Genomic DNA, 19,868 nt, shown 5'->3' with positions numbered 1-19,868 from the left:
GGTAAGACTCGGTTTTTGAGCCATCAATAACGATGGCTTAGAAACCAGGAGAAACCAGGAAATGATAAGGAAAAAATGGGAGATTGATTTGAAAGTAATCAGAGATATTCTTCGTTTGGCTAACGAAGATCGTTATACCTTTCGTGAAATCGGGACATCGCTGTCGATTTCACACCAGAGAAGTATCTAAACATCTAAACGCAATTGTCAAATGCGGTCTAAGTATCGCTCAAGGCCTTGAACTTAGCGATCAAGAGCTGAAGGAGATCTAATACCCAAAGGCATCAGGACCAGTTTCTAAGGAGAAGGTGACCCCTGACTTCGATGGACTGATCAAAGAGATGGCCAAACACCCATCTCTCACACGCAAAGTGCTTTGGGATGAATACAAAGAGCAATTTGGCGATCAAAGTTACAGTTACTCACAGTTTTGTGTTCTGATGCGTTCGCTCAAGGTGGTCAACTCTCTAACTATGCATCTTGAACATCTACCTGGTTACAAGTTGTTCGTTGACTTTGGCGGAGATAGGGTTCCAATCTATAGCTCCATGACATCTGAGAAGGTAACTTTTGAAGCCTCAATCTTCGTAGGTGTATTGGCCTATTCTGGCGTGTGTTACGCCTATGTTGCTGGCAACACTTTGGTGAGGTTCAGGCTGATACCGTCATTGACTCAAGTCACGGCGCCGATCGGGATGGTGACCTATTTATTGGAGACTCTTTGGATGCAAGACCCATTTTGGACCACTAAATGGAGACCGCCATTTGCTTCAAATAATGTTTAAAACCTATAGCTTGATCTCTGTCGACTCACCATGGAGCGATGATGACCGTTTTGTAAACCAACCATTGCCCCTCGACGCGAGAGATGCAAAACCGACCATACCTGTGTGGAAAGGTTGTGAATCAAACTATCGAGGACCAAAGTTCAGCTTGAGTCGTTACCGATCGACATAACACTGTAGTTTAGTTATCTTTCTCCCCCCACCTTGGAACTCTCACCTCCAAAGAGATCTCGTTCTATCTCCTGTAGGCTGCGATTCTTGGTCTCTGGCACTTTTCGTTGGAAATACACAAGTGCGACAATGGTCAAAAAGCCAAAGAGGAAGAACGTTCCCGATCCGTGAATGGCATTTAGCAGTGTTAGGAAGGAAATCGTAACAACAAAGTTCGCACCCCAGTTGGCAATCGTGGCAACGCTCATGGCTCGACCTCTGATACCAACCGGATAGATTTCGCTAATTAGTAACCAGAAGGTAGGCCCAAGGCCAACTGCAAAGGATCCAGTGTAGAGGAGTAAAGCGATAATAGCTATAATTGCCGTCGCACCTGTGAGGTGATTCCCACCTACGACAAATGCTAATGCAAGCACAACCAAGGAGATAGCCATACCACTTGTTCCTACCAACAGTAGGGGTCGACGACCAACTCGATCGATCAATCGAATAGCAACGATAGTCATTGCGACGTTTATCACCCCGTTTGCTACGTTAGCAAGCAGTGATGCAGAATTACCCAGTCCCGCACCGTGAAGGAGGGTAGGGGCATAGTAGATGATGGTATTGATACCAGTCACCTGTTGAAAGACCGCTAGAAGAATCCCAACGGTTAATGCCCCGCGAACTTTAGGATTCAAGAGATCTCTGGCATGGGTCTTCTTTTGGCTGAGCTCTCGTACCTCAGTAATCTCGGCTTCAATCTCACCGCTGGCTCGTACTCGCTTTAGTACAGCTCGAGCTTCGTCTTCTCGACCTTGTGCGATCAACCAGTGAGGGCTCTCCGCTTGAAAGAGCATGCCGACAAATAGGGCAGCAGCGGGGATGGTGGCAAGGCCAAACATGAGCCGCCAGTTCTGAGTGTAGGAGAGTCCATAGTCAACTAGATAGGCGCTGAGAATACCAGAGGTGATTGCCAACTGGTTGAAGCTGACAAGGGCGCCACGAAGGTTAGGCGGAGCCGCCTCACCAATGTAGAGCGGAACGACCATTGAAGCTGAACCTACAGCAACACCAATCACAAAGCGCATAATGATCAGAACTAGCAAACTGGGTGAGAACCCAGCGCCAAGGACTCCGACCATAAAGAGTACCGTTGTTATAAGAACAGTTCGCCGCCGCCCGATAGTATCGGCAAGCTTGCCCGCAAAAAATGCCCCAACCATCGCTCCAACAAGGAGGAGGCTTGTTACTAGTTCCTTGTCGAGAGATGATATTCTCCCAAAATCGACGTGCAAAAAGAGCAATGCACCTGATACAACTCCGGTGTCATATCCAAAAAGGAGTCCACCAAGTGCAGTAATGGCAGCAGCCCAAAAGACATGGCGGCGTATCGTTTGGGTAGTTATCTCAGAAGTGACTCTTGCAGATGGGTTAGTTTTCATGACGGCTTCCTCTCAAGTTCTGACAGAGGATAAAAGGCGCTAAAGATTCGTCCAAGGCGCCAAGAGTTGGAGTGTTATTGCGCTCTGGAATCAGAGTGCGACTGGTGGCGGTGGAGGCAAAATCCACTGAGGAAGACCGCCTTTGTCTAAAGCTACTGAATCGGGTCGGATCAATAGTTACGGATACGACGGTATCCATAGTCTAGGCCACCGTGATTGAGGGGTCGAGAAAGACGTCTTGGACTGCATTGAGGAGCTCAATGCCATCAGACAAAGGTCTCTCAAATGACTTACGACCGACAATGAGCCCGACTCCTCCAGCACGCTTATTGATGATCGCTGTGCGCACGGCTCCGGCTAGGTCGTTGGGTCCGTCCGATCCGCCTCCGGAGTTGATGAGTCCGATCCTACCCAAATAGCAGTTGGCCACTTGCCATCGAGTGAGGTCGATGGGATGATCTGTGGTGAGCTCTGAGTAGACGATAGGGTCGGTTTTTCCGAAGTCCACCGCGTAATAGCCTCCATTGCATGTGGCCTGTTTTTGTTTGATAATGTCGGCTTGGATGGTCACGCCCAGGTAGTTGGCCTGTCCGGTTAGGTCCGCTGAGGTCTCGTAGTTTATTCCGTCATGTTCGAAGGCATCATTTCGTAGGTAGCACCACAGTACGGTAAACAATCCCAGTCGATGAGCTTCGGCGAAGGCCGCACTCACCTCGACCAACTGACGGTCGGCGTCTTCGGAGCCGAAGTAGATGGTCGCCCCTACACCTACCGCTCCGAGATCGAAGGCCTGTTGCACAGAGGCGAAGAAGATTTGGCGAGTGTGGTTTGGATAGGTAAGTAGCTCGTTATGGTTGAGCTTGACGATGAAAGGTATTCGATGGGCATAATGTCGAGCGACCATGCCAAGCACACCCAAGGTAGAGGCTATGGCATTACACCCGCCTTCGACCGCTAATTCACAAATATTTGAGGGGTCTAAATAAGCTGGGTTTCGAGCGAAGCTAGCGGCGCCAGAATGTTCAACCCCCTGATCAACTGGCAGTATCGATAGATAACCTGTGCCACCAAGCCGACCATGATTGTACATGTGCGCCAAGTTGCGCAAGACAACTATAGAGCGGTCGCTCTGTGCCATGATTCGGTCAATGTAGTTCGGACCTGGCAGCGTGAGGGATTTTTTGGAAATCCCCTTGCATGTGTGACCGAGCAGGGAATTAGCTTCATCCCCTAGTAGCTGTTGAATATCCATTTTAGTTCCTTGGTCTTTGTGGTAGTGAGAATGCTGGCCTGTTCGGAAAATCTGTCCATTGCCTCAATACTTGTACGAATTGGAGATCCACCATCGGGTGTCAAGCGATGGTGGATCAAAAAGATAAGGGATTTATTGATTTAGGGAGATCGTCCTGAGTGCTTCGCCTAGCCCGTCACGAAGCTGTTCCAGCCCGCGGGTCACTTCAGGGCCAAGATGGACCCGCAAAACCCGCCGCTCACGCGTGGCCAATACATCGAGGTCACTTCTGGCCTCGGCCTCCTTTGCAACCCCGAAGCTATAGCGATGGCCAGGAACAACCAAACCTACGGCGTCATCGCAGGTGATCTGAAGGAAAACTCCGGTATTGGGTCCACCCTTGTAGGCCTGGCCTGTCGAGTGTTGGAAGCGGGGTCCAAACTCGCCACATGTAGCCACAAAGAGGATATCTCGCACCATCGTCCTCATTTGCGTTAGGATAGCCTGGTGAGCAGGTGACATCTGTACATAGGCGAGCAGCGCTACATAGTCACCAGCGCCAGCGCGGCTTATATGTGCCTTTAGATAGGAGACGAGATCCAGATTTCCTTTGACAGTGGAATTTAGCTCAGCACCGTTTCTGTCGTCGGCATAGAGCGTCACCCCTTGGCCATCCCATAACTGCGACAGTACGGGTAGGCAACCTTCTGTGTCGTAGTTGTCTGTCAACTGACGAGCGAGCACCTTGGCCTCTTCGACGTCAGGCTGGTCGAAGGGATTTATGCCGATTATCGAACCAGCTACCGCGGTAGCAAACTCCCAACGGAAGAACTCACCTCCCAGACTGTAGGGGTCGGACACCTCGATGCGCAGGACGGGATGGCCAGCCTTTGTGAGTGCCGAAACCTTCTTTGCTTGCTCAGGATCGTCGTCGCCGGCGAGTGTTATATAACAAAAAAGACGATCGGAGCCATAGACCAAGGGCTTGCCGAGTGGTTCTTGGTCGATCGGCACAACGCCTTTGCCTTGCTTTCCAGTGGATTCGGCCAAAAGTTGTTCAAGCCAGGCGCCAAGATGAGCAATTCCAGGAGATAGGACTAGGGTGACCTTGTCGAAACCGGCATTTACGCAGGTGCCTATCACTGCGCCCAGTGCCAATCCGGGGTTGTCGCGGACTGGCATCGATGGAGAACATGCATGTGCCATTATCTCCGCCGAGGCGAACAGGCGCCCAACATCTAGCCCGCAGGCCGCGCTTGGCACCATGCCAAAGTCCGACAAAGCTGAGTATCGACCGCCAATTGAAGGCACGCCGAAGAATATCCTACGGTAGCCATCCCTCTTTGCCACGGCCTCCAAAGGAGAGCCTGGATCAGTGATAGCCACAAAGTGTGAGCCGGCTTTCTCGATGCCCACAGCTTCGATCATGCGCCCATAGAAGTAGGCAGCAAAGATGTTAGGCTCCAATGTGGTGCCTGATTTGGAGGATACGATAAAGAGGCTATGGGCTAAGTCGATGCTTTCCTCCATTGCCTTGATTTGTTCGGGGTCGGTGGAATCGAGAACGTGGAGCTTGGGAAATCCTTTTAGTGGGGCAAAAGTGTGTGCCAGGACGTCTGGGCATAGGCTCGATCCACCCATGCCCAGCACTACTGCGTCGGTGAATTTCGCTTTGTGGATCTCTGTGGCCAACGCTTCAAAACGATGGGTATGTGCAGCTTGGTCACGTGCTATGCCTAACCAACCTAGCCAAGCGTCTTCGCCGTGGCCAGTCCAAACCGTTGAATCATGAGCCCAGAGCCGGGCCACCTTCCCTTTTGCTCGCCACTCATCGATCGTCGCGTCCACTTGATTGGCTATATCGATCGGCAAAGAAAGGTGGAGATTCCAGTTATTTCTTTCGCTTTTATCTGCGAGAGCCTCTTCCACCGAGGACAAGAGCTGACGAAAGGCGACCGAGAACTTTTCTACCCCCTCTTTGAGCAGCTGATCGAGCACCTCTGAGAGCTCTACCCCTTGGCCGCTCAAGCTATCCAAGAGAGCCTGAGCCTCCTTTAAGTTTTCTTCTAACGTAGAAGCTACCGTGCCGTGAGCGGTAAAAGTCTCATAGGTCGCCGGCGGTACCGTGTCGATTGTGTCGGGGCCAATAAGCGATTCGACATAAAGTAGTTCGGGTAGTGAGGGGTCTTTGGTGCTAGTGGAAGCCCAAAGCAGTCGCTGTGTTTGGGCTCCGGATCGCTTTAGGAGATCCCAGCGCTTCCCGGCAAATAGTCGCTGAGAGCAAGCGTAAATAACCTTGGCATTAGCGATGGCTACCTTGCCGGAAAGGGAATGGTCGAGACGGTTCTCAAGTGCGGAGTCTAAACGGCTGACAAAGATACTGGCAACTGAAGCAATAGTGCTAATGCCACCGCCTGCGGCTAGGCGATCCTCGAGGCCCGCTAGATAGGCCAGGGCCGCCTCTTCATAGGCGCCACGGCCGAATAACAGAGTCACATTGACATTGATGCCGGCGCCAATCAGCTGCTGAATAGCTGGGATTCCCTCCAAGGTACCGGGAACCTTTACCATAAGATTAGGCCTGTCGATCGTACCCCACAATCGCTTTGCTTCAGCGACTGTAGCGGCGGTGTCGTGGGCCAACTCGGGGGAGACCTCCATGCTCACGTACCCGTCGGTGCCGCCGCTTTCTTCGTAAACCGGGCGAAATATGTCGGCTGCATTACGGATGTCGTCGACTGCCAGAAGCTCATAGGCCGACTTGGCATCCATAGGCCCCGAGCGGCGCAACTGAGCAATTTGCTCGCTATAGTCCCCAGAGCCAGCGATGGCTTCATCAAAGATTGAGGGATTCGAGGTCATGCCCCGTAGTCCGTCTTGTTGCACCATGCGCTCTAGGTCTCCTGAGACAAAGAGGGAACGACGAATACCGTCGTACCAGATGCTTTGGCCGAGCTTGAGTGCTTGACTGATTGGTTCTTTCATCTGTTTTTCCTTTGATTTTGAAGTTGAGTTTGAAGTTGCTGACGAATCGTATCTGCCACCTTTTCAGGGGTGAAGCCGAACTTGTTCTGAAGGTCTTTCAATGGAGCTGAAGCTCCGAAGGTGTGCATACCGACTACTGCGCCATCGATGCCCACATAGCGGTGCCAACCAAAGGTGAATGCCTCTTCAACTGCTACCCTTGCAAGGATCTCCGGAGGAAGAACCGAATCTCGGTAGGTGGCTGGCTGGCGGTCAAAGAGCTCGCAACTGGGCATACTTACTACTCGAACTGCGATCCCTTGCGAGCTTAGCTCCTCATAGGCCGCGATTGCTAACGAGACCTCGCTGCCAGTGGCAATGACGATAGCCGCGGGTGGCCCTGTAATGGGGTCTGCTAGCACGTAGGCGCCTCTGGCAACCCCTTTTGCAGAGCCATATCTAGAGCGGTCAAGGGTTGAAACCGCTTGGCGTGTGAGGACCAAGGCAACCGGGTTGTGTTGTAGCTCCATAATGACTCGCCAAGCCTCGGCTACCTCATTCGCATCCGCTGGGCGGAGCACGATGAGGCCCGGTATGGCCCTCAACGAGGCTAGCTGCTCTATCGGCTGATGGGTGGGGCCGTCTTGGCCCATACCTATCGAGTCGTGGGTGAAGATATGGATGACAGGTATTTCCATAAGTGCCGATAGACGGATCGCGCCTCGAGCGTAGTCGGAAAAGACTAGAAATGTGGACCAGTAGGGCCGTACCTTCGAGAGCGAGAGCCCACTTGATATAGCTGCCGCACCGTGTTCACGGATCCCGAAATGGAGGTTCCGGCCGTTGTGGTCGGCTGCCTCGAAGTCCCCGGCGCCCGCGAAGGTAAGGTGGGTCAGAGTTGACGGAGTCAAGTCGGCCGATCCTCCAAGGAGCCAGGGCACTCGAGGGGCGATAGAATTGAGAACCTCCCCTGATGATTCACGGGTAGCCATTCCTTTGGGGTCAGAGTTGAAGGTAGGAATGTCGACGTCCCAATGTAGTGGAAGTTCGCGATGCTGCATAGCCAAGATCTCGGCTGCTAGGGTTGGATGTTTACGTTCGTAGTCGGCGAACAACGAGATCCATGCCGCCCGTAGCTCGCCACCTCGAGCTCCGATCCCCTTTGCGAAGTGCTCATAAACACCCTCGGGAATCAAAAACTTGGCATTTTCGGGCCAGCCATAGCTATGTTTGGCCTTTTTAGCCTCCTCTGCACCTAATGGCGCTCCGTGGGCTGCACTTGTATCTTGAACGTCAGGAGCACCAAAGCCGATGTGGCTGTCGACTATTATGAGGGTGGGCCGTTGCGTTTCATCACGGAATACTTGAAAGGCCTTGGCCAACATAGAAAGGTCATTTGCATCGCTCACCTTGGTGACGTTCCAGCCATAACCCAAAAAGAGACTGCTCACGTCCTCGCTGAATGCGAGCGCTGTAGGGCCTTCGATGGTAACTTTATTATTGTCGTAGATCCAGCAGAGATTGGAAAGTCCCAGGTGGCCTGCGAGCGACGCGGCCTCGTCGGAGATACCTTCCATCATATCGCCGTCGCCCATGAGTGAATAGACCTTATAGTCGAACAGATTGAAGCCGGGTTTGTTGTATCGACTGGCCAACCAGGCCGAGGAGATGGCCATGCCTACCGAGTTCGCTACTCCCTGACCGAGTGGTCCTGTCGTGGTTTCCACCCCGGACGTCCAGCGATACTCTGGGTGGCCAGGACAGCGCGATCCCAACTCACGGAAGGTCTTGATATCCTCAAGGGTGACCGATGCATGGCCCAAGGTCTCATAAGCAGGGTTGACCGCTTTTACTCCGGCTAGGTGCAAGAGCGAGTAGAGGAGCATCGAGGCGTGACCCGCTGAGAGTACGAAACGGTCCCGGTTTGGCCAGAGTGGATCGGCGGGATCGAAATTCAATTCGTACTGCCAGAGTTGGTAGCCGACAGGCGCCATCCCCATAGGAGTTCCGGGGTGACCGGAATTTGCCTGCTCTACGGCATCGATGGCGAGAGTCCGGATGGTGTTGATGCTGATTGTGTCGAGATCACCTGATGGTCGAAGTGTTGTCGTCATAGTTGTCCTTTCGTAGGAATTGAGTTATGCTTTTCAAAAAACTGCTGCGTCGAGAAGGTCGCAACCCCGGTAAATCTCCAGGAGGGATGGATCTTTTGGGCCACCAACTTCTGGACGATAGATCCTCATAAGGTGAGAAAATAATTTGACGAAATCTGAAGCGGAAATTCTCCATATCGAAACTGAAAAACGCCTCGCTGCTGAGGCAGCAGCTGAACTGGTAGAGGAGGGCATGACCGTGGGTCTCGGTACCGGATCGACGGTTGCATATCTGCTCCCGGCCCTTGCTCGCCGTAAGCTGGAGATCTCTTGTGTGGCAACTTCGTTGGCCACCTTTGACGTAGCGCGGGAAATGGGGCTGAGGGTTCAGCCTTTTACCGGTATCGACCATCTTGACATCGCAATCGACGGAGCCGACCAAGTGGACCCCGTAGGTTGGCTCGTCAAGGGCGGAGGTGGAGCTCATACCAGGGAGAAGATCGTCGCTGGCGCATCGCAGCGATATGTGGTGATCGTCTCTTCGAACAAGCTGGTGGATACTCTGGCGGTCCCCATCCCTCTCGAACTGCTGGCCTTTGGCATCGACGCTACTCGTTGTCAATTGGGCGACGTCCGTCTCACCGACGCACCAATAAGTCCCGACGGGGGTGTTTTGGCTGGTTATTTTGGACCACTTGGCGACCCAGCCAAGTTGGCATGTCGGCTTTCGGCGACGCCAGGCGTGGTCAGCCATGGCCTGTTTCCACCTACTATGGTGAGCGATATCCTCGTTGGTCATGGCAATCAGGTCAACTGGCGCCATGTCGATGGTCAATAGTACCGGGCTAAATCCGCGCTGGGGGACAGGCTCAATCAGGGTTGTTTGCAAGAGAGCCATCACAGACCCGGAAATCCGTTCTCAAGGGATGAAAGGACGTAAACGCCGCCGGCAGCTTGGAGTTCATCGGTCGAATAGTGGCCACTTGCTACCCCTACCGATATAGCACCTGTTGCGTTGGTCGCGGTCATGTCGTGAGGGGTGTCTCCCACAACATAGACCTGTTCCAGAGCGAGCTTGCCGTGGAGACGGCCGGCTTTTTCGATGGCAAGGCCAGTCAACTCAGTCCGGTCAGGTGAGTCCGAGCCGTAGGCCCCAAAGACAAAGAATCGATTGAGATTGGCAGGTATTAGCTTTGTGCGGGCCGCACCCTCCATGGCCCCAGAGACCAGACCAAGTCCTACTCCTGCCTCCAAAAGGCTTAGAATAAGCTTCTTGGCACCTGGCAGCACCCTATAACCTTGGGAGACCCCGATGTCATCGGCTAGATGCAGCAAATACTGTGCGTAAAGTCGGCCCAATTCGTCGGCGTTAGGATCACGGTGAAGAATTGCACGGAAAGTGGCTATTGCCACTTGCGGGTCTGTCTCACCTGCGGAGCTGTGCTCTCCGATGTCGGCTGGAATGCCATAAAGCTTATCGAAGGCGGCACTCCAGCTTCGCGCTCCTGATCCGCCGGTGTGAACGAGGGTCTCGTCGATGTCGAACAGTACAACTGCCGGCTTGGCGTGGGGAGTCATCTTTGTGATTGCTGACATATCATCCCTTCTTCTCATCGTGGCCGCCGAAGCCTTTACGCATTGCGGAAAGTACCTTGTTGGCGAAGTCATCAAGATCACGTGAGGCGAAACGAGAGTAGAGGGCGGTCGTGAGCACCGGATAAGGAACTCCCTCTTCGATGGCGGCGAGGGAAGTCCACCGCCCTTCGCCAGAATCCGATACTCGCCCAGCGTAGCCGGCTAGGTCGGGTGAGTTGAAAAGGGCAGTCGCGGTCAGATCCAATAGCCAGGACTCGATGACGCTTCCGCGACGCCATACTTCTGCGACAGCTGTGGCGTCGATGTCGAACTGGTAGAATTGTGGTTGCTCCATAGGGGTGGTCTCGGCGTCAGACTCGGATTTTCGTTTTCCAGCATTCGCATTCACCAAGATATTGAATCCTTCAGCAAATGCCGCCATCATTCCGTATTCAATGCCGTTGTGTACCATCTTCACAAAGTGGCCGGCACCGTTGGAACCGCAGTGCAGGAATCCATGCTCTTCCGTGTCGGCCTTACCTTTGCGACCCGGAGTTCGGGGCGCTGAATCAATTCCCGGGGCGATGGTGGAAAAGATAGGTTCGAGGTGTTCAACAATCTTGCTTTCGCCACCAATCATGAGACAGTAGCCTCTGTCGATCCCCCAAACGCCACCACTCGTCCCGCAATCTACTAAGTGAATGCCCTTTTCGGAGAGCGATGTTGCGCGGGCCATATCGTCGCGATAGTAGGAGTTGCCGCCATCGATTATCATGTCTCCCGGTTCCATCGAAGAAGCTACTTCCTCAATTACTTTGCCAGTTACATCTCCAGATGGAACCATTACCCAGAGGGCACGGGGTTTGGAGAGCTTTGTTACCAAATCTGCCACAGAACTGGATCCGGTTGCTCCTTCCTTCTCCAGTGTTTTTATGGCGTCAAGATTCATGTCAAAGACGACACATCTATGACCATCTCTCCTAAGACGGCGAACGATGTTTTCACCCATCCTCCCGAGTCCGACTACACCTATTTGCATTGGGTTATTTGTTGTCATTATCTGAATTCCTTTGATTACTTTTTGTAAATTGCCATACGTGTGCCATTGTCGGTTGGTGGACCTCATGTCCTGGGTTATCGTCTCCATGATTGGGGAGGTACCGAATCCGCAAATCGCCGAATCCGCAAATTGCTGAAAGCTTTGGAGAAGGTCATTTGTCAGGGTAGGGAAAAGTTGTCTGGTCTGATTCATCAACCGATTGAGAGGCCGCCAGCGCTACTCAATCACGATATCCACATTTGAAAATTCATTTGAAAATATCGCATAGTTGCCGATTGATAAGAGATTTCTAAAATAGGCGGTTGTAAGACTGTAGGGATTTTGCGAAGTTTGCGACAAAGGGAATATCCATTTTCACGTCCCTGTGGTTTTTATCCTCTTCGCTATTGGTCAAGATTGCAACTCTCACCTTTGGACCAAGGCCGCTACTTGTTAGTAGTTGGTTCGGATCACTATGTCGACTGCCACCTAGAAATTCGAAATGGAGTTGCTGTATGAATACCACTGCGACGTCGATGGTTGTCGCGATCAGTCCCTTGGCGCTATGAGCAAGCGATGCTTTAGATGAAAGTGTACAATTCTCCACTCCAAGGCGAAGCATCAGCTAGGTCTGGGGTTTGAATCGTTCATCCCGGGTAAAGTTGCTCATCCAATTGCGGCGACGACAAGTGGTGCAGCGTTTCATTACAACGCCTGGGATAAGGCGATACAGGCGACCCGCGACTACAAGGACGCAGTGGGAGTGGGCGGTTTTTTCTTGGAGAAATCTCGAGCAATGCTATAGACGACTAAGTCGTCTCGCGAGTTCGCGGGAATCTTACTTATTTGATTTGTGTCCCCAAGTTGGGACCACCTTTTCGGTGCATTTAATTTAGAGGTCGATGGTGAGGAAATTTGGCTGAATCTGGACTCGCTCGCTCACCTATCCAGTGGTGGGCACATCCCCGTCTGTGTAAAAAACGTGGAGCAGTTTGGTTTGAGATCGGGCCAGGAGGTTGGATGGCGGCGGTGGCTGCTACCGTGAATGATTGCAATTGAGAATGAGTTCTAGATGAACCAACCTCTAACTTCGTACAGTCACATTTTTGCACCGCTTTGAGGTATTTGGTGTATAGGTTTTTTCGGTCAATGATGGTTTGCTGATTTAGTGATACCGTATTCAATACTACTCCTTAGTTCTAGACATCTCTAAGGAAAAATACTCGGGATTAGCAACGCCGAGGTTTGGAACAACGATGTAATAGAGCGAGCTTTAGTGGCTTAGCCGGAAGTGATGACACCTGATGCTAACACCGATGGAAACGTAAAACAATAGCAGGACCGAAGTTCAGCTAGTCTATTTTTGAAAACCGGACCTTATTTAGGGTTAGTACGCTTGTGCAACTTAGGTTCGGTTCTGATTATTATTGTCGAGCCCACAAACGATGAGTGTGAGTGCCTGGCAATCATTAAAAGTCAAGTTGAGTTCGTAACTTCCTCCCAAATCTCATGGACATATCCCCTCCTTTGTCGATCGTCATGAATGCAATAGGTCGTAAATCCCATAAAAGCTGATAGCAATTAGAGTGCAGCGTTATATGTATATCATCGACTTAGGCCGTGCCGTATGGCCGTTTGGAAGGAGGTGTAAAACTGCCATGTGGTTTTTTAGCAACTTGCGTTAGCCAAAGCGGCCCTAAAGACGTAAGTGGCTGTCAACGGCCATTTAAAAATGCATGAATATGGCCATTTGGCATGAATGAATATGGCCACGAAAATTGCATACAGGATGACCGCCTAGCGTGACGGCCCACTCTCGGGTCCCCAGGACCCGAGAGTGGGCACGCAAAGGCGGTCTGGCTATCACTTTTTGAGAAAAAAGAAGAATGAAGGCCCTTATCTTGGGGCATTATGGATTTATCCAGTTCCTAATGCCGAGAAAGGGCCCAAAGTGAAGGATAGCAAAGAATCCATGGAAATTATTGAGGCTTACGATCTTTTTAGATCGTATAACGGAGCAGCGCAGTTCGTTGGCTGTTCTCCTAATACCCCTAAAGAAGTATGTTCAAGCACGAAATGCCGGACAACTGATACGACAGGGTCAATATGAGAGGCGTCCTAAGGCCACCGATAAGTACGCTGGCGTAATTGAGGAAGCCGTTGACAAGTCTAAGGCTAAAGTCCGGGCTAAGGCGATCCATGTCAGGCTGGTGGCGCTAGGTTATAACGGTTCAATTCGAAGCACTAGAAGAGCTGTAGCTACAGCCAAGGTCGCCTGGAGGAAAGCCAACGAAAGCTACTCCTAACTCCTAAATGGTTAGGTTTTACAAGCAATCCAATTCAACAATTCCAGATCTACGCCAGCGGCAAATGTCAGTTATCGAAGTGGACTTCGACCCAAGAGAATTCAAGAATCTAAAACCGGCGATATCTCGATCTGTTTAAATGCAATACCAAAAAAAAGGGGGGGGATGGGTCAAAATATCTTGCTCATAGTGGGTCAAAAATATCTTGCTGACAACACGTGCTAAAAGATTGTATGAGTAGCTCAAAAACAGAACGATATAAGCTCAAGATAAAGATCGAGCGCTGCCAGATCAAAACTTCCTAACCTGCACTATTACGAGCGGCCTTAGCTCCCCCTAGACCACGTCCCCCTAGACCACGTCCCCCTAGAGCACGTCCCCCTAGAGCACGACCTCCGCCTAGGGCCCTTAGGGCGCCAAAACGGGTCGTTAGCGTACTCGTCGCTGGAATGGCTAGCGAGTTGTTTGCAAGTACCACCGGTTCGCCAGGGGTCAGCCCTGAGAGTATTTGCGTATAGATACTCCCAACTACTCCGATCTCGACGGTCACATTCTTGACCGAAGAGCCCTTCAGTACCTTCACATAGTGCAACAAACCATTGGTGGTAACTGCGGAGGTTGGGACTGTGAGCACATGGGCAGCTGAGGCTAGATCCATCGTGATACTAGCTTGACCACCAGATAGATGGTTTAAATTATTTGCCGCAAATGTAATAGTGACCGGATATGTGGTGGCTGAAGCGGAGGTGTTAGCTGCACCGATAGCAGTGACGGTACCAGCAACTGGGACCATCGTCATGTCGGGTGTAACTGTCGCCTTTGATCCAAGATGGATCATGGGTAACTGGCTTGGAGAAGCCGAAAAGGTGGCGGTGTAGTCATTACTACCTCCAATTATGACGAATTCACTTGATGATGAGGCTGCCCTTACAGAGCTATCGATACCGACACCAATAGATGCAACAGTACCCGCGATTGGTGAGGTCAGAGTAGCAAGGCTCAATTGTGCCGTTGCGTCAGCCACGTTCGCTTGAGCAAGAGAAACTTTAGCCTCATCAACAGCAACTTGCGTTGGCGTTGCTGGATTAGACGAGAAAGATTGTCCTCTATTATTCGTATTCGACTGACCTTGATTGGAGGTAGCGGCCTTGGGGACCGTAGAGGCTGATATCGCTTTTGTCAATTGAGATGTTAGAGATGTTACTTGACTAAGGTCATTGCCAGCGCTGCTTAGAGCGCTGGCACACGTCGTTGGAGAGGTCGCTGAAGAGCTCGACGATTGACCACCCATTAGTGGCTGGTTTTTCGTAGCAATTGTAGTAGTAGTAGTAGAGGAGGTGGTCGGAACTGGGGAACGGCGATGACCATGGCGATGAAAAGTAACGGTTGCCGGCGTGGTAGTGCTAGTAGTGGTTGTGGCTGCGGAAGGGCTAAGAACAGTAGTCGAAGTGGAGCTAGCTGCGGTGGTTGATGTCGAACTATTGCAGAGGGAGCTCACCAGAGATAGAGCAAGCGATAAATTACTCTCAGCTATATTCAGGGTATTTTGAGGCTGCAAAACTGGACTAGGACCAGTTGAAATCACAGTAGTAGAGGTGGTGGTGGTGGTGGTCGTAGTATTTTGGCTCGCAATATCGTTGGCTAACTTCAATTGAGCTAAAGCAAGAGAAGAATTAGCTGCCTGTAGCGTCGCATTCAAAGAGGATGAATCCAAAGTTGCAAGAGTCTGTCCTGCTTGTACGCTTTGACCAACGGTGACAGACACACTCGCTACTGTTCCAGCCACCGCAAAGTCAATGGTGCTCAAGCTAGATGGAGAAATAGTTCCGCTACTTGCAAGAAGCTGCTGAGCTGTTCCGACGTTAGCATAGGAAATTCGATATGAAGCCTTTGTGCCACGGCTGTAGCTATAGGCATAGACCGCCCCACCACCCACCACCAAGGTAGCTATGACTCGAAATGGTGTAGCCCATGAAGGAAATCGCTTGCGCTTTTTTTGGCTCTGAAGGTCGAAGTCAAATGCTTCCAGGTTCTGTTGTCTCTGCAAAGCACCGAAGTTTGAATCAACCAACGTTTCCTCCAGGGGCTCCGCCACCAAATCCAAAACGCCCAGTTGCTACACAACCGTTTGCCGCAGGTGCAGATATCAAAATTCGAGTAGCTGCGACGGCTCCAATTGAATTCATGGTTCCTACCGCTCTGGCGCATTGGCCAACTACTAAATCAGAAGTAGTAGCAGTAGTCAATTGGGTATAGGTCGTCGATGAAGTTAACGTAACAGCTATTGAAGTAGTCGCTCCCGTCTTGCGGTTAACTCGATTCACCTCGACAATACCATTCGATATCGATGTGACTAATCCAGATGCCGTTGCAAAGTTCGCTCGACCGGGGAATCCTTTTGTGGATGAGGAACCGTTAGACAAGGTAGCGGATGCGGAACCTCTTCGAGATGCTCTTTTTAATCCGCCAAAACCTCCTGCTGGCGTACATTTACCATTTGTAGGTTGCGAAATTGCCACTGTCCTTGCGCTAACTGGCCGGCCGATTAAAGTTGAGGACGATGTACTAGACGAGGTAGGCTTTCCAATCGCACTAATACACACGCCTTGAACCACTTGGGAGGCTGTCGCTGCAATTGTCTTTGTGAGAACAGTCGAAGGCGATAGCGTTACCGTAGTCTGGCCAGTAGTTGGATTTTGAACCTCGAGGAGACTTGCGTTTACGGATGCAATAGTTCCATAGGTACCTGGAAGTCCGCGACGTGTGCCACTTGAGGTTGTACTGGCCGACGTACCATTAGATTTTGTTACCGACGCTGCTTTTCCAACATGGGTGGTCGGCGTGGAAAGGGCGGTATTTGCTGAACCACATGCAGCAAGAAGGGAGCCAGCAAGGACTAAGGCGGCGGAAACTTTAAAGATCTTCACTCATCATCTCCTTATTTAATATTTCTATTTATTTGTATCATTTGAATTGAATAACTACTCGCTACGAAGCGCGTCGATTGGTGCCAGATTCGCTGCGCGACCAGCAGGATAGACGCCAAATCCAACTCCAATAGCAACGGCTACTACTACAGCTCCGACCATCGCAGGGATAGAGAGCTCGATTGGATTTGAGATAAAGTGCGGAAGTACAACTGCACCTGCTATCCCTAGGGCTACTCCAATGATGCCACCTACGAGTCCCAAGATGGAAGCCTCTATCAAAAATTGCCTTCTGATTACCCTAGGTGTAGCTCCAAGAGCCTTTCTTAGGCCAATCTCGCGAATTCTCTCTGTGACCGAGACCATCATGATATTCATAACCCCAATTCCACCTACCAAGAGTGATATTGCCGCTACTCCACCTAGCAGAATGGTCAATGTTTTATCTACAGATGTTGCAGTAGAAAGTACCGACTGCTGCGACTGTATTGAGAAGTCGGCATTTGCGCTCGAAGTGATTCCATGAAGTGCCAGCAACTCTGAATTTGCCTCTTGGTATGCTGCACTTAGCGAGGCGGAAGAATTTGCCTCAATAAGTATCGAACCCACGCTATCTCTATTGGCCCCACCAACTACCTCGCTCCTAAATGTGGTGAAAGGTATTATTGCTTGATCATCAAGGCTTGCAGACGTGGAAGAAGTATTTGAAGAACCAACCGTGTTCAATATCCCGATAACCGTCATTGGTACTCCATTGATGCTAACTGATTGACCGACTGGATCACGTCCGCCAAAGAGTTCAGCCGCAGTAACTGACCCAAGTACAACTACATTGGCTTGCGTGGTCAAATCAACGTTCGCAATGAATCGACCTTGCGTAATCGACCTACCGCGGACTGAGAGCCAAGACGGATAGGTACCTACTACCGAAGTCGTCCAGTTATTACCACCTGCCACCAAAGTCGCATTCGATGTTGACGTGGCCGCAACTGCTTTAATATCAGGCGCGACAATTGGGTTAGCTAGAGCTTGGGCATCAGAGAGAGTCAGCGTGGAAGCTGAACCAAAGCCACCACGAATTCCTCCCGTCGAAGTAGAGCTACCAGGAGATACTGTTAGGAGATTCGTGCCAAGTGCACTAATCTCAGAGGCGACTTGGCTTTGAGCTCCTTGGCCTAGGCCAACTGTAAGTATTACTGCGGTAATTCCTATCATTACCCCAAGGATTGTAAGGATCGATCTAAGCCTATGGGTGAGAATTGACGACAAACCGGTTCGCAAGGTTTCAAAGATGTTCATACCTTCTACTTGCTCCGATCGGCTTCAAAGATAAGACCATCTCGAATTGAAATAATTCGTTCTGCCTGCGATGCAACATCGCGATCATGGGTGATAAGCACTATCGTACGCCCACTTTGATGCAGTTCACGAAAGAGGTTTAAGACGTCGGTCGCGGCCTTTGAGTCAAGGTTACCGCTAGGTTCATCAGCTAGAATAAGTGCTGGATTGGTAACAAGAGCCCGCGCAATGGCAACCCTTTGCTGCTGTCCTCCGGAGAGCTCGCCAGGGCGATGGTCTATGCGTTCTCCGAGGCCGACCCGTCCCAATGTATCGATTGCAAGTTGGCGGCGGCGCCGACTGTCCAAACCAGCATAAATTAAAGGCAACTCCACATTGCGCCATGCGTTCAACGAAGAAAGCAGATTGAATTGTTGAAATACAAAACCGATCTTGCGATTTCTAACTTCAGCAAGTTGCTCCTCTCCCATCTCGGAAACGTCTTCGCCTGCTAATTCAAAGCTTCCCGATGTGGGCACGTCAAGGGCTCCAAGAATGTGCATCAAAGTGGACTTGCCAGAGCCAGAGGGGCCAATAATTGCGACGAATTCGCCGCGTTCAATTGAAAATGTTACGCCCTTTAGTGCTTCAACCTTGAACGAACCTGTATCGTATACCTTTCGGATCTCTCGAACTGCAATGACAGGGGTGGACTTTGTCGAAACAGGTAACGTTACGGTCGGATGGTTGAGTGGATTTGCAATTTCATCGAGTGATTCGTCCATAGACATTATCCCAACCCTCCACCAAATCCGCCGCCACCGAGTCCGCCGCCACCACCAAATGCGCGTCTAACTCTACCGCCACCTATCGCAACTCCATTTATGGTTAGCTTTGTCACGAATATCTTTTGTCCGGTGGTTATTCCCGAAGTTATCTGAGTTTGGCCTCCAGATGATATTCCTGTGGTAACGACGGTTGGAACTTTATTTCCATTTTGATCGAGAGTTACGGTTTCCTGTGATCCCGACACCGAAAGTGCCGTCGAGGGAACAAGTATTGCATTTGACACTACTTGCGTAAAGATCGAAACGTTAGCTGAAAGGCCCACGTAAAGCCCTTTTGGAGCCCCAGTGACTGAAATCGTAACTGGGAAAGAAGAGACTCCCGAGGTAGTTGATGCCACTAAGCCTACCGATGTGACGACGCCATAGTCTGTTCCAGTTTGGCCCGGAATCGTAATAGTTGCCTGCTCGCCATCTTGTAGCTTACCAACCTGTGCTGAGGTCACTGTGGCGGATATTGTATATGAGTTGAGGGCGATAATAGATATCTGCGTAGTGCTTGCAACGGCAGTTGACCCTGCGACTGTTCCTTTAGCATTAGTGACAGATGTACCACTTCCAGTGACCTGTTGGCCAACTGCAAGATTTACTGCGGTCACCGTTCCGGCGATGGGAGCAGTCAGGTTTGCATCATTGAGCGCTGTCTGTGCATTGCTAACTTGGGTAGTAGCCGACGCGATAGTTGCATTATCTGAAGCGATCTGCTGAGTTGATGCTGAGCTTGCCTCGTCGCTAGCGAGTACTGCTTGATCATTCGCCAAATTAGCTTGATCCAAATTCAAGGTCGCGGCTAAGGTCGTCGAATCTACACTTGCCAAAGTTTGCCCAGCTGTAACGTTCTGTCCCACTGTTACGTTAACTGCGTTTACTATACCTGATACTGCAAAGTTTACGTTGGCGCTATTTCCCGGTTCAACGGTACCAGTAGTTGCGATAGTGCGCGAAATAGTGCCCGATGTTACAGATTGCAGAACTGTCGATCTCTTTATGGTCGGTACCGCACTTGCCGAGGCACTCTTTGTCCTCTTTGTCAGATACCACGTCAATGAATTTGATGCAACTAGAATGATGATGAACACTGCAAACGTAGTTGTGCGCCGATTCCGGCTACCTCTGCCTTGTTCCAATTGTGACTTCCTTATTGATAACTCTTATAAAACTTTGGACAAAAACTGCTTAATCTATGTGTCCATACAAAATTAGTTATCTTAGGTTTCACTATTTTATTTC

Annotated in this window: 16 protein-coding genes; 4 read left to right on the top strand and 12 right to left on the bottom strand. The window is 50.8% G+C overall.

Annotated elements, in window-relative coordinates; all coding sequences use genetic code 11:
• Window positions 1-61: 61 nt before the first annotated feature.
• The gene (locus ACIDITHRIX25_RS73575) at window positions 62-190 is read left to right on the top strand and encodes a hypothetical protein (protein ID WP_283770398.1); all 129 of its coding nucleotides are present in this window, start codon (window positions 62-64) and stop codon (window positions 188-190) included.
• Window positions 191-308: 118 nt separating this feature from the next.
• The gene (locus tag ACIDITHRIX25_RS73570; RefSeq protein ID WP_201732661.1) at window positions 309-785 is read left to right on the top strand and encodes a transposase; all 477 of its coding nucleotides are present in this window, start codon (window positions 309-311) and stop codon (window positions 783-785) included.
• 185 nt (window positions 786-970) lie between these two features.
• Here the strand turns inward: ACIDITHRIX25_RS73570 and ACIDITHRIX25_RS73565 are convergent, their stop codons facing one another.
• The 4 genes from ACIDITHRIX25_RS73565 to tkt all read right to left on the bottom strand — a co-directional run bounded on the left by ACIDITHRIX25_RS73565 (window position 971) and on the right by tkt (window position 8,689).
• Complete coding sequence (locus tag ACIDITHRIX25_RS73565; protein ID WP_201732660.1) at window positions 971-2,380, bottom strand: sugar porter family MFS transporter; 1,410 nt, start codon at window positions 2,378-2,380, stop codon at window positions 971-973.
• 202 nt (window positions 2,381-2,582) lie between these two features.
• A complete protein-coding gene (locus tag ACIDITHRIX25_RS73560) occupies window positions 2,583-3,632 on the bottom strand; it encodes a class I fructose-bisphosphate aldolase (protein ID WP_052607062.1) in 1,050 nt (349 codons plus the stop codon).
• Window positions 3,633-3,764: 132 nt separating this feature from the next.
• Window positions 3,765-6,596, bottom strand: coding sequence for a bifunctional transaldolase/phosoglucose isomerase (locus ACIDITHRIX25_RS73555; protein ID WP_201732659.1), 2,832 nt, complete (start codon window positions 6,594-6,596; stop codon window positions 3,765-3,767).
• A complete protein-coding gene (gene tkt, locus ACIDITHRIX25_RS73550; protein ID WP_201732658.1) occupies window positions 6,593-8,689 on the bottom strand; it encodes a transketolase in 2,097 nt (698 codons plus the stop codon). The genes ACIDITHRIX25_RS73555 and tkt overlap by 4 nt, the downstream gene beginning before the upstream one ends.
• A gap of 145 nt (window positions 8,690-8,834) precedes the next feature.
• Between tkt and rpiA the strand changes: the two genes are divergently transcribed.
• Window positions 8,835-9,506: a ribose 5-phosphate isomerase A gene (gene rpiA, locus ACIDITHRIX25_RS73545; RefSeq protein WP_201732657.1), complete on the top strand. Its 672-nt coding sequence runs from the start codon at window positions 8,835-8,837 to the stop codon at window positions 9,504-9,506.
• A 59-nt stretch (window positions 9,507-9,565) separates the two neighbouring features.
• Here the strand turns inward: rpiA and ACIDITHRIX25_RS73540 are convergent, their stop codons facing one another.
• The 3 genes from ACIDITHRIX25_RS73540 to ACIDITHRIX25_RS73530 form a co-directional block, all read right to left on the bottom strand.
• Window positions 9,566-10,264 (bottom strand): HAD family hydrolase, encoded by a 699-nt coding sequence (locus ACIDITHRIX25_RS73540; protein ID WP_200891323.1) that lies wholly within the window; start codon window positions 10,262-10,264, stop codon window positions 9,566-9,568.
• 1 nt (window position 10,265) lies between these two features.
• On the bottom strand, window positions 10,266-11,282 hold the full coding sequence (gene gnd / locus ACIDITHRIX25_RS73535; RefSeq protein WP_201732957.1) for a phosphogluconate dehydrogenase (NAD(+)-dependent, decarboxylating): 1,017 nt from the start codon (window positions 11,280-11,282) through the stop codon (window positions 10,266-10,268).
• Between the two features lie 310 nt (window positions 11,283-11,592).
• Window positions 11,593-11,904, bottom strand: coding sequence for a hypothetical protein (locus ACIDITHRIX25_RS73530; RefSeq protein WP_213333408.1), 312 nt, complete (start codon window positions 11,902-11,904; stop codon window positions 11,593-11,595).
• Window positions 11,905-13,264: 1,360 nt separating this feature from the next.
• Between ACIDITHRIX25_RS73530 and ACIDITHRIX25_RS73525 the strand changes: the two genes are divergently transcribed.
• Window positions 13,265-13,588 (top strand): hypothetical protein, encoded by a 324-nt coding sequence (locus tag ACIDITHRIX25_RS73525; protein WP_201732655.1) that lies wholly within the window; start codon window positions 13,265-13,267, stop codon window positions 13,586-13,588.
• A gap of 301 nt (window positions 13,589-13,889) precedes the next feature.
• Here the strand turns inward: ACIDITHRIX25_RS73525 and ACIDITHRIX25_RS73520 are convergent, their stop codons facing one another.
• From ACIDITHRIX25_RS73520 to ACIDITHRIX25_RS73500, 5 genes are read right to left on the bottom strand one after another with little or no spacing between them, the layout of a single operon-like run.
• Window positions 13,890-15,659 (bottom strand): RND family efflux transporter, encoded by a 1,770-nt coding sequence (locus ACIDITHRIX25_RS73520; RefSeq protein ID WP_201732654.1) that lies wholly within the window; start codon window positions 15,657-15,659, stop codon window positions 13,890-13,892.
• On the bottom strand, window positions 15,652-16,515 hold the full coding sequence (locus ACIDITHRIX25_RS73515; protein ID WP_201732653.1) for a hypothetical protein: 864 nt from the start codon (window positions 16,513-16,515) through the stop codon (window positions 15,652-15,654). The genes ACIDITHRIX25_RS73520 and ACIDITHRIX25_RS73515 overlap by 8 nt, the downstream gene beginning before the upstream one ends.
• Before the next feature lie 54 nt (window positions 16,516-16,569).
• Window positions 16,570-17,814, bottom strand: coding sequence for an ABC transporter permease (locus ACIDITHRIX25_RS73510; protein ID WP_052606967.1), 1,245 nt, complete (start codon window positions 17,812-17,814; stop codon window positions 16,570-16,572).
• A 5-nt stretch (window positions 17,815-17,819) separates the two neighbouring features.
• Window positions 17,820-18,578 carry an ABC transporter ATP-binding protein gene (locus tag ACIDITHRIX25_RS73505; RefSeq protein WP_200891324.1) on the bottom strand — a complete coding sequence of 253 codons (759 nt, stop codon included), beginning with the start codon at window positions 18,576-18,578 and terminating at the stop codon, window positions 17,820-17,822.
• A gap of 5 nt (window positions 18,579-18,583) precedes the next feature.
• On the bottom strand, window positions 18,584-19,765 hold the full coding sequence (locus ACIDITHRIX25_RS73500; protein ID WP_201732652.1) for an efflux RND transporter periplasmic adaptor subunit: 1,182 nt from the start codon (window positions 19,763-19,765) through the stop codon (window positions 18,584-18,586).
• Window positions 19,766-19,868 lie beyond the last annotated feature (103 nt).

Source organism: Acidithrix sp. C25 (assembly GCF_904848545.2).
The sequence above is the reverse complement of the archived record's forward strand: the minus strand, read 5'-3'. Positions and strand labels throughout refer to the sequence as shown.

Excerpts from the sequence above, each read along its gene's own strand:
- ACIDITHRIX25_RS73560 (WP_052607062.1), bottom strand. The coding sequence starts at position 3,632 with ATGGATATTCAACAGCTACTAGGGGATGAAGCTAATTCCCTGCTCGGT.
- ACIDITHRIX25_RS73510 (WP_052606967.1), bottom strand. The coding sequence starts at position 17,814 with ATGAACATCTTTGAAACCTTGCGAACCGGTTTGTCGTCAATTCTCACC.
- ACIDITHRIX25_RS73575 (WP_283770398.1), top strand. The coding sequence starts at position 62 with ATGATAAGGAAAAAATGGGAGATTGATTTGAAAGTAATCAGAGATATT.
- tkt (WP_201732658.1), bottom strand. The coding sequence starts at position 8,689 with ATGACGACAACACTTCGACCATCAGGTGATCTCGACACAATCAGCATC.
- ACIDITHRIX25_RS73540 (WP_200891323.1), bottom strand. The coding sequence starts at position 10,264 with ATGTCAGCAATCACAAAGATGACTCCCCACGCCAAGCCGGCAGTTGTA.
- gnd (WP_201732957.1), bottom strand. The coding sequence starts at position 11,282 with ATGCAAATAGGTGTAGTCGGACTCGGGAGGATGGGTGAAAACATCGTT.
- ACIDITHRIX25_RS73565 (WP_201732660.1), bottom strand. The coding sequence starts at position 2,380 with ATGAAAACTAACCCATCTGCAAGAGTCACTTCTGAGATAACTACCCAA.
- ACIDITHRIX25_RS73530 (WP_213333408.1), bottom strand. The coding sequence starts at position 11,904 with ATGCTTCGCCTTGGAGTGGAGAATTGTACACTTTCATCTAAAGCATCG.
- ACIDITHRIX25_RS73505 (WP_200891324.1), bottom strand. The coding sequence starts at position 18,578 with ATGGACGAATCACTCGATGAAATTGCAAATCCACTCAACCATCCGACC.
- ACIDITHRIX25_RS73555 (WP_201732659.1), bottom strand. The coding sequence starts at position 6,596 with ATGAAAGAACCAATCAGTCAAGCACTCAAGCTCGGCCAAAGCATCTGG.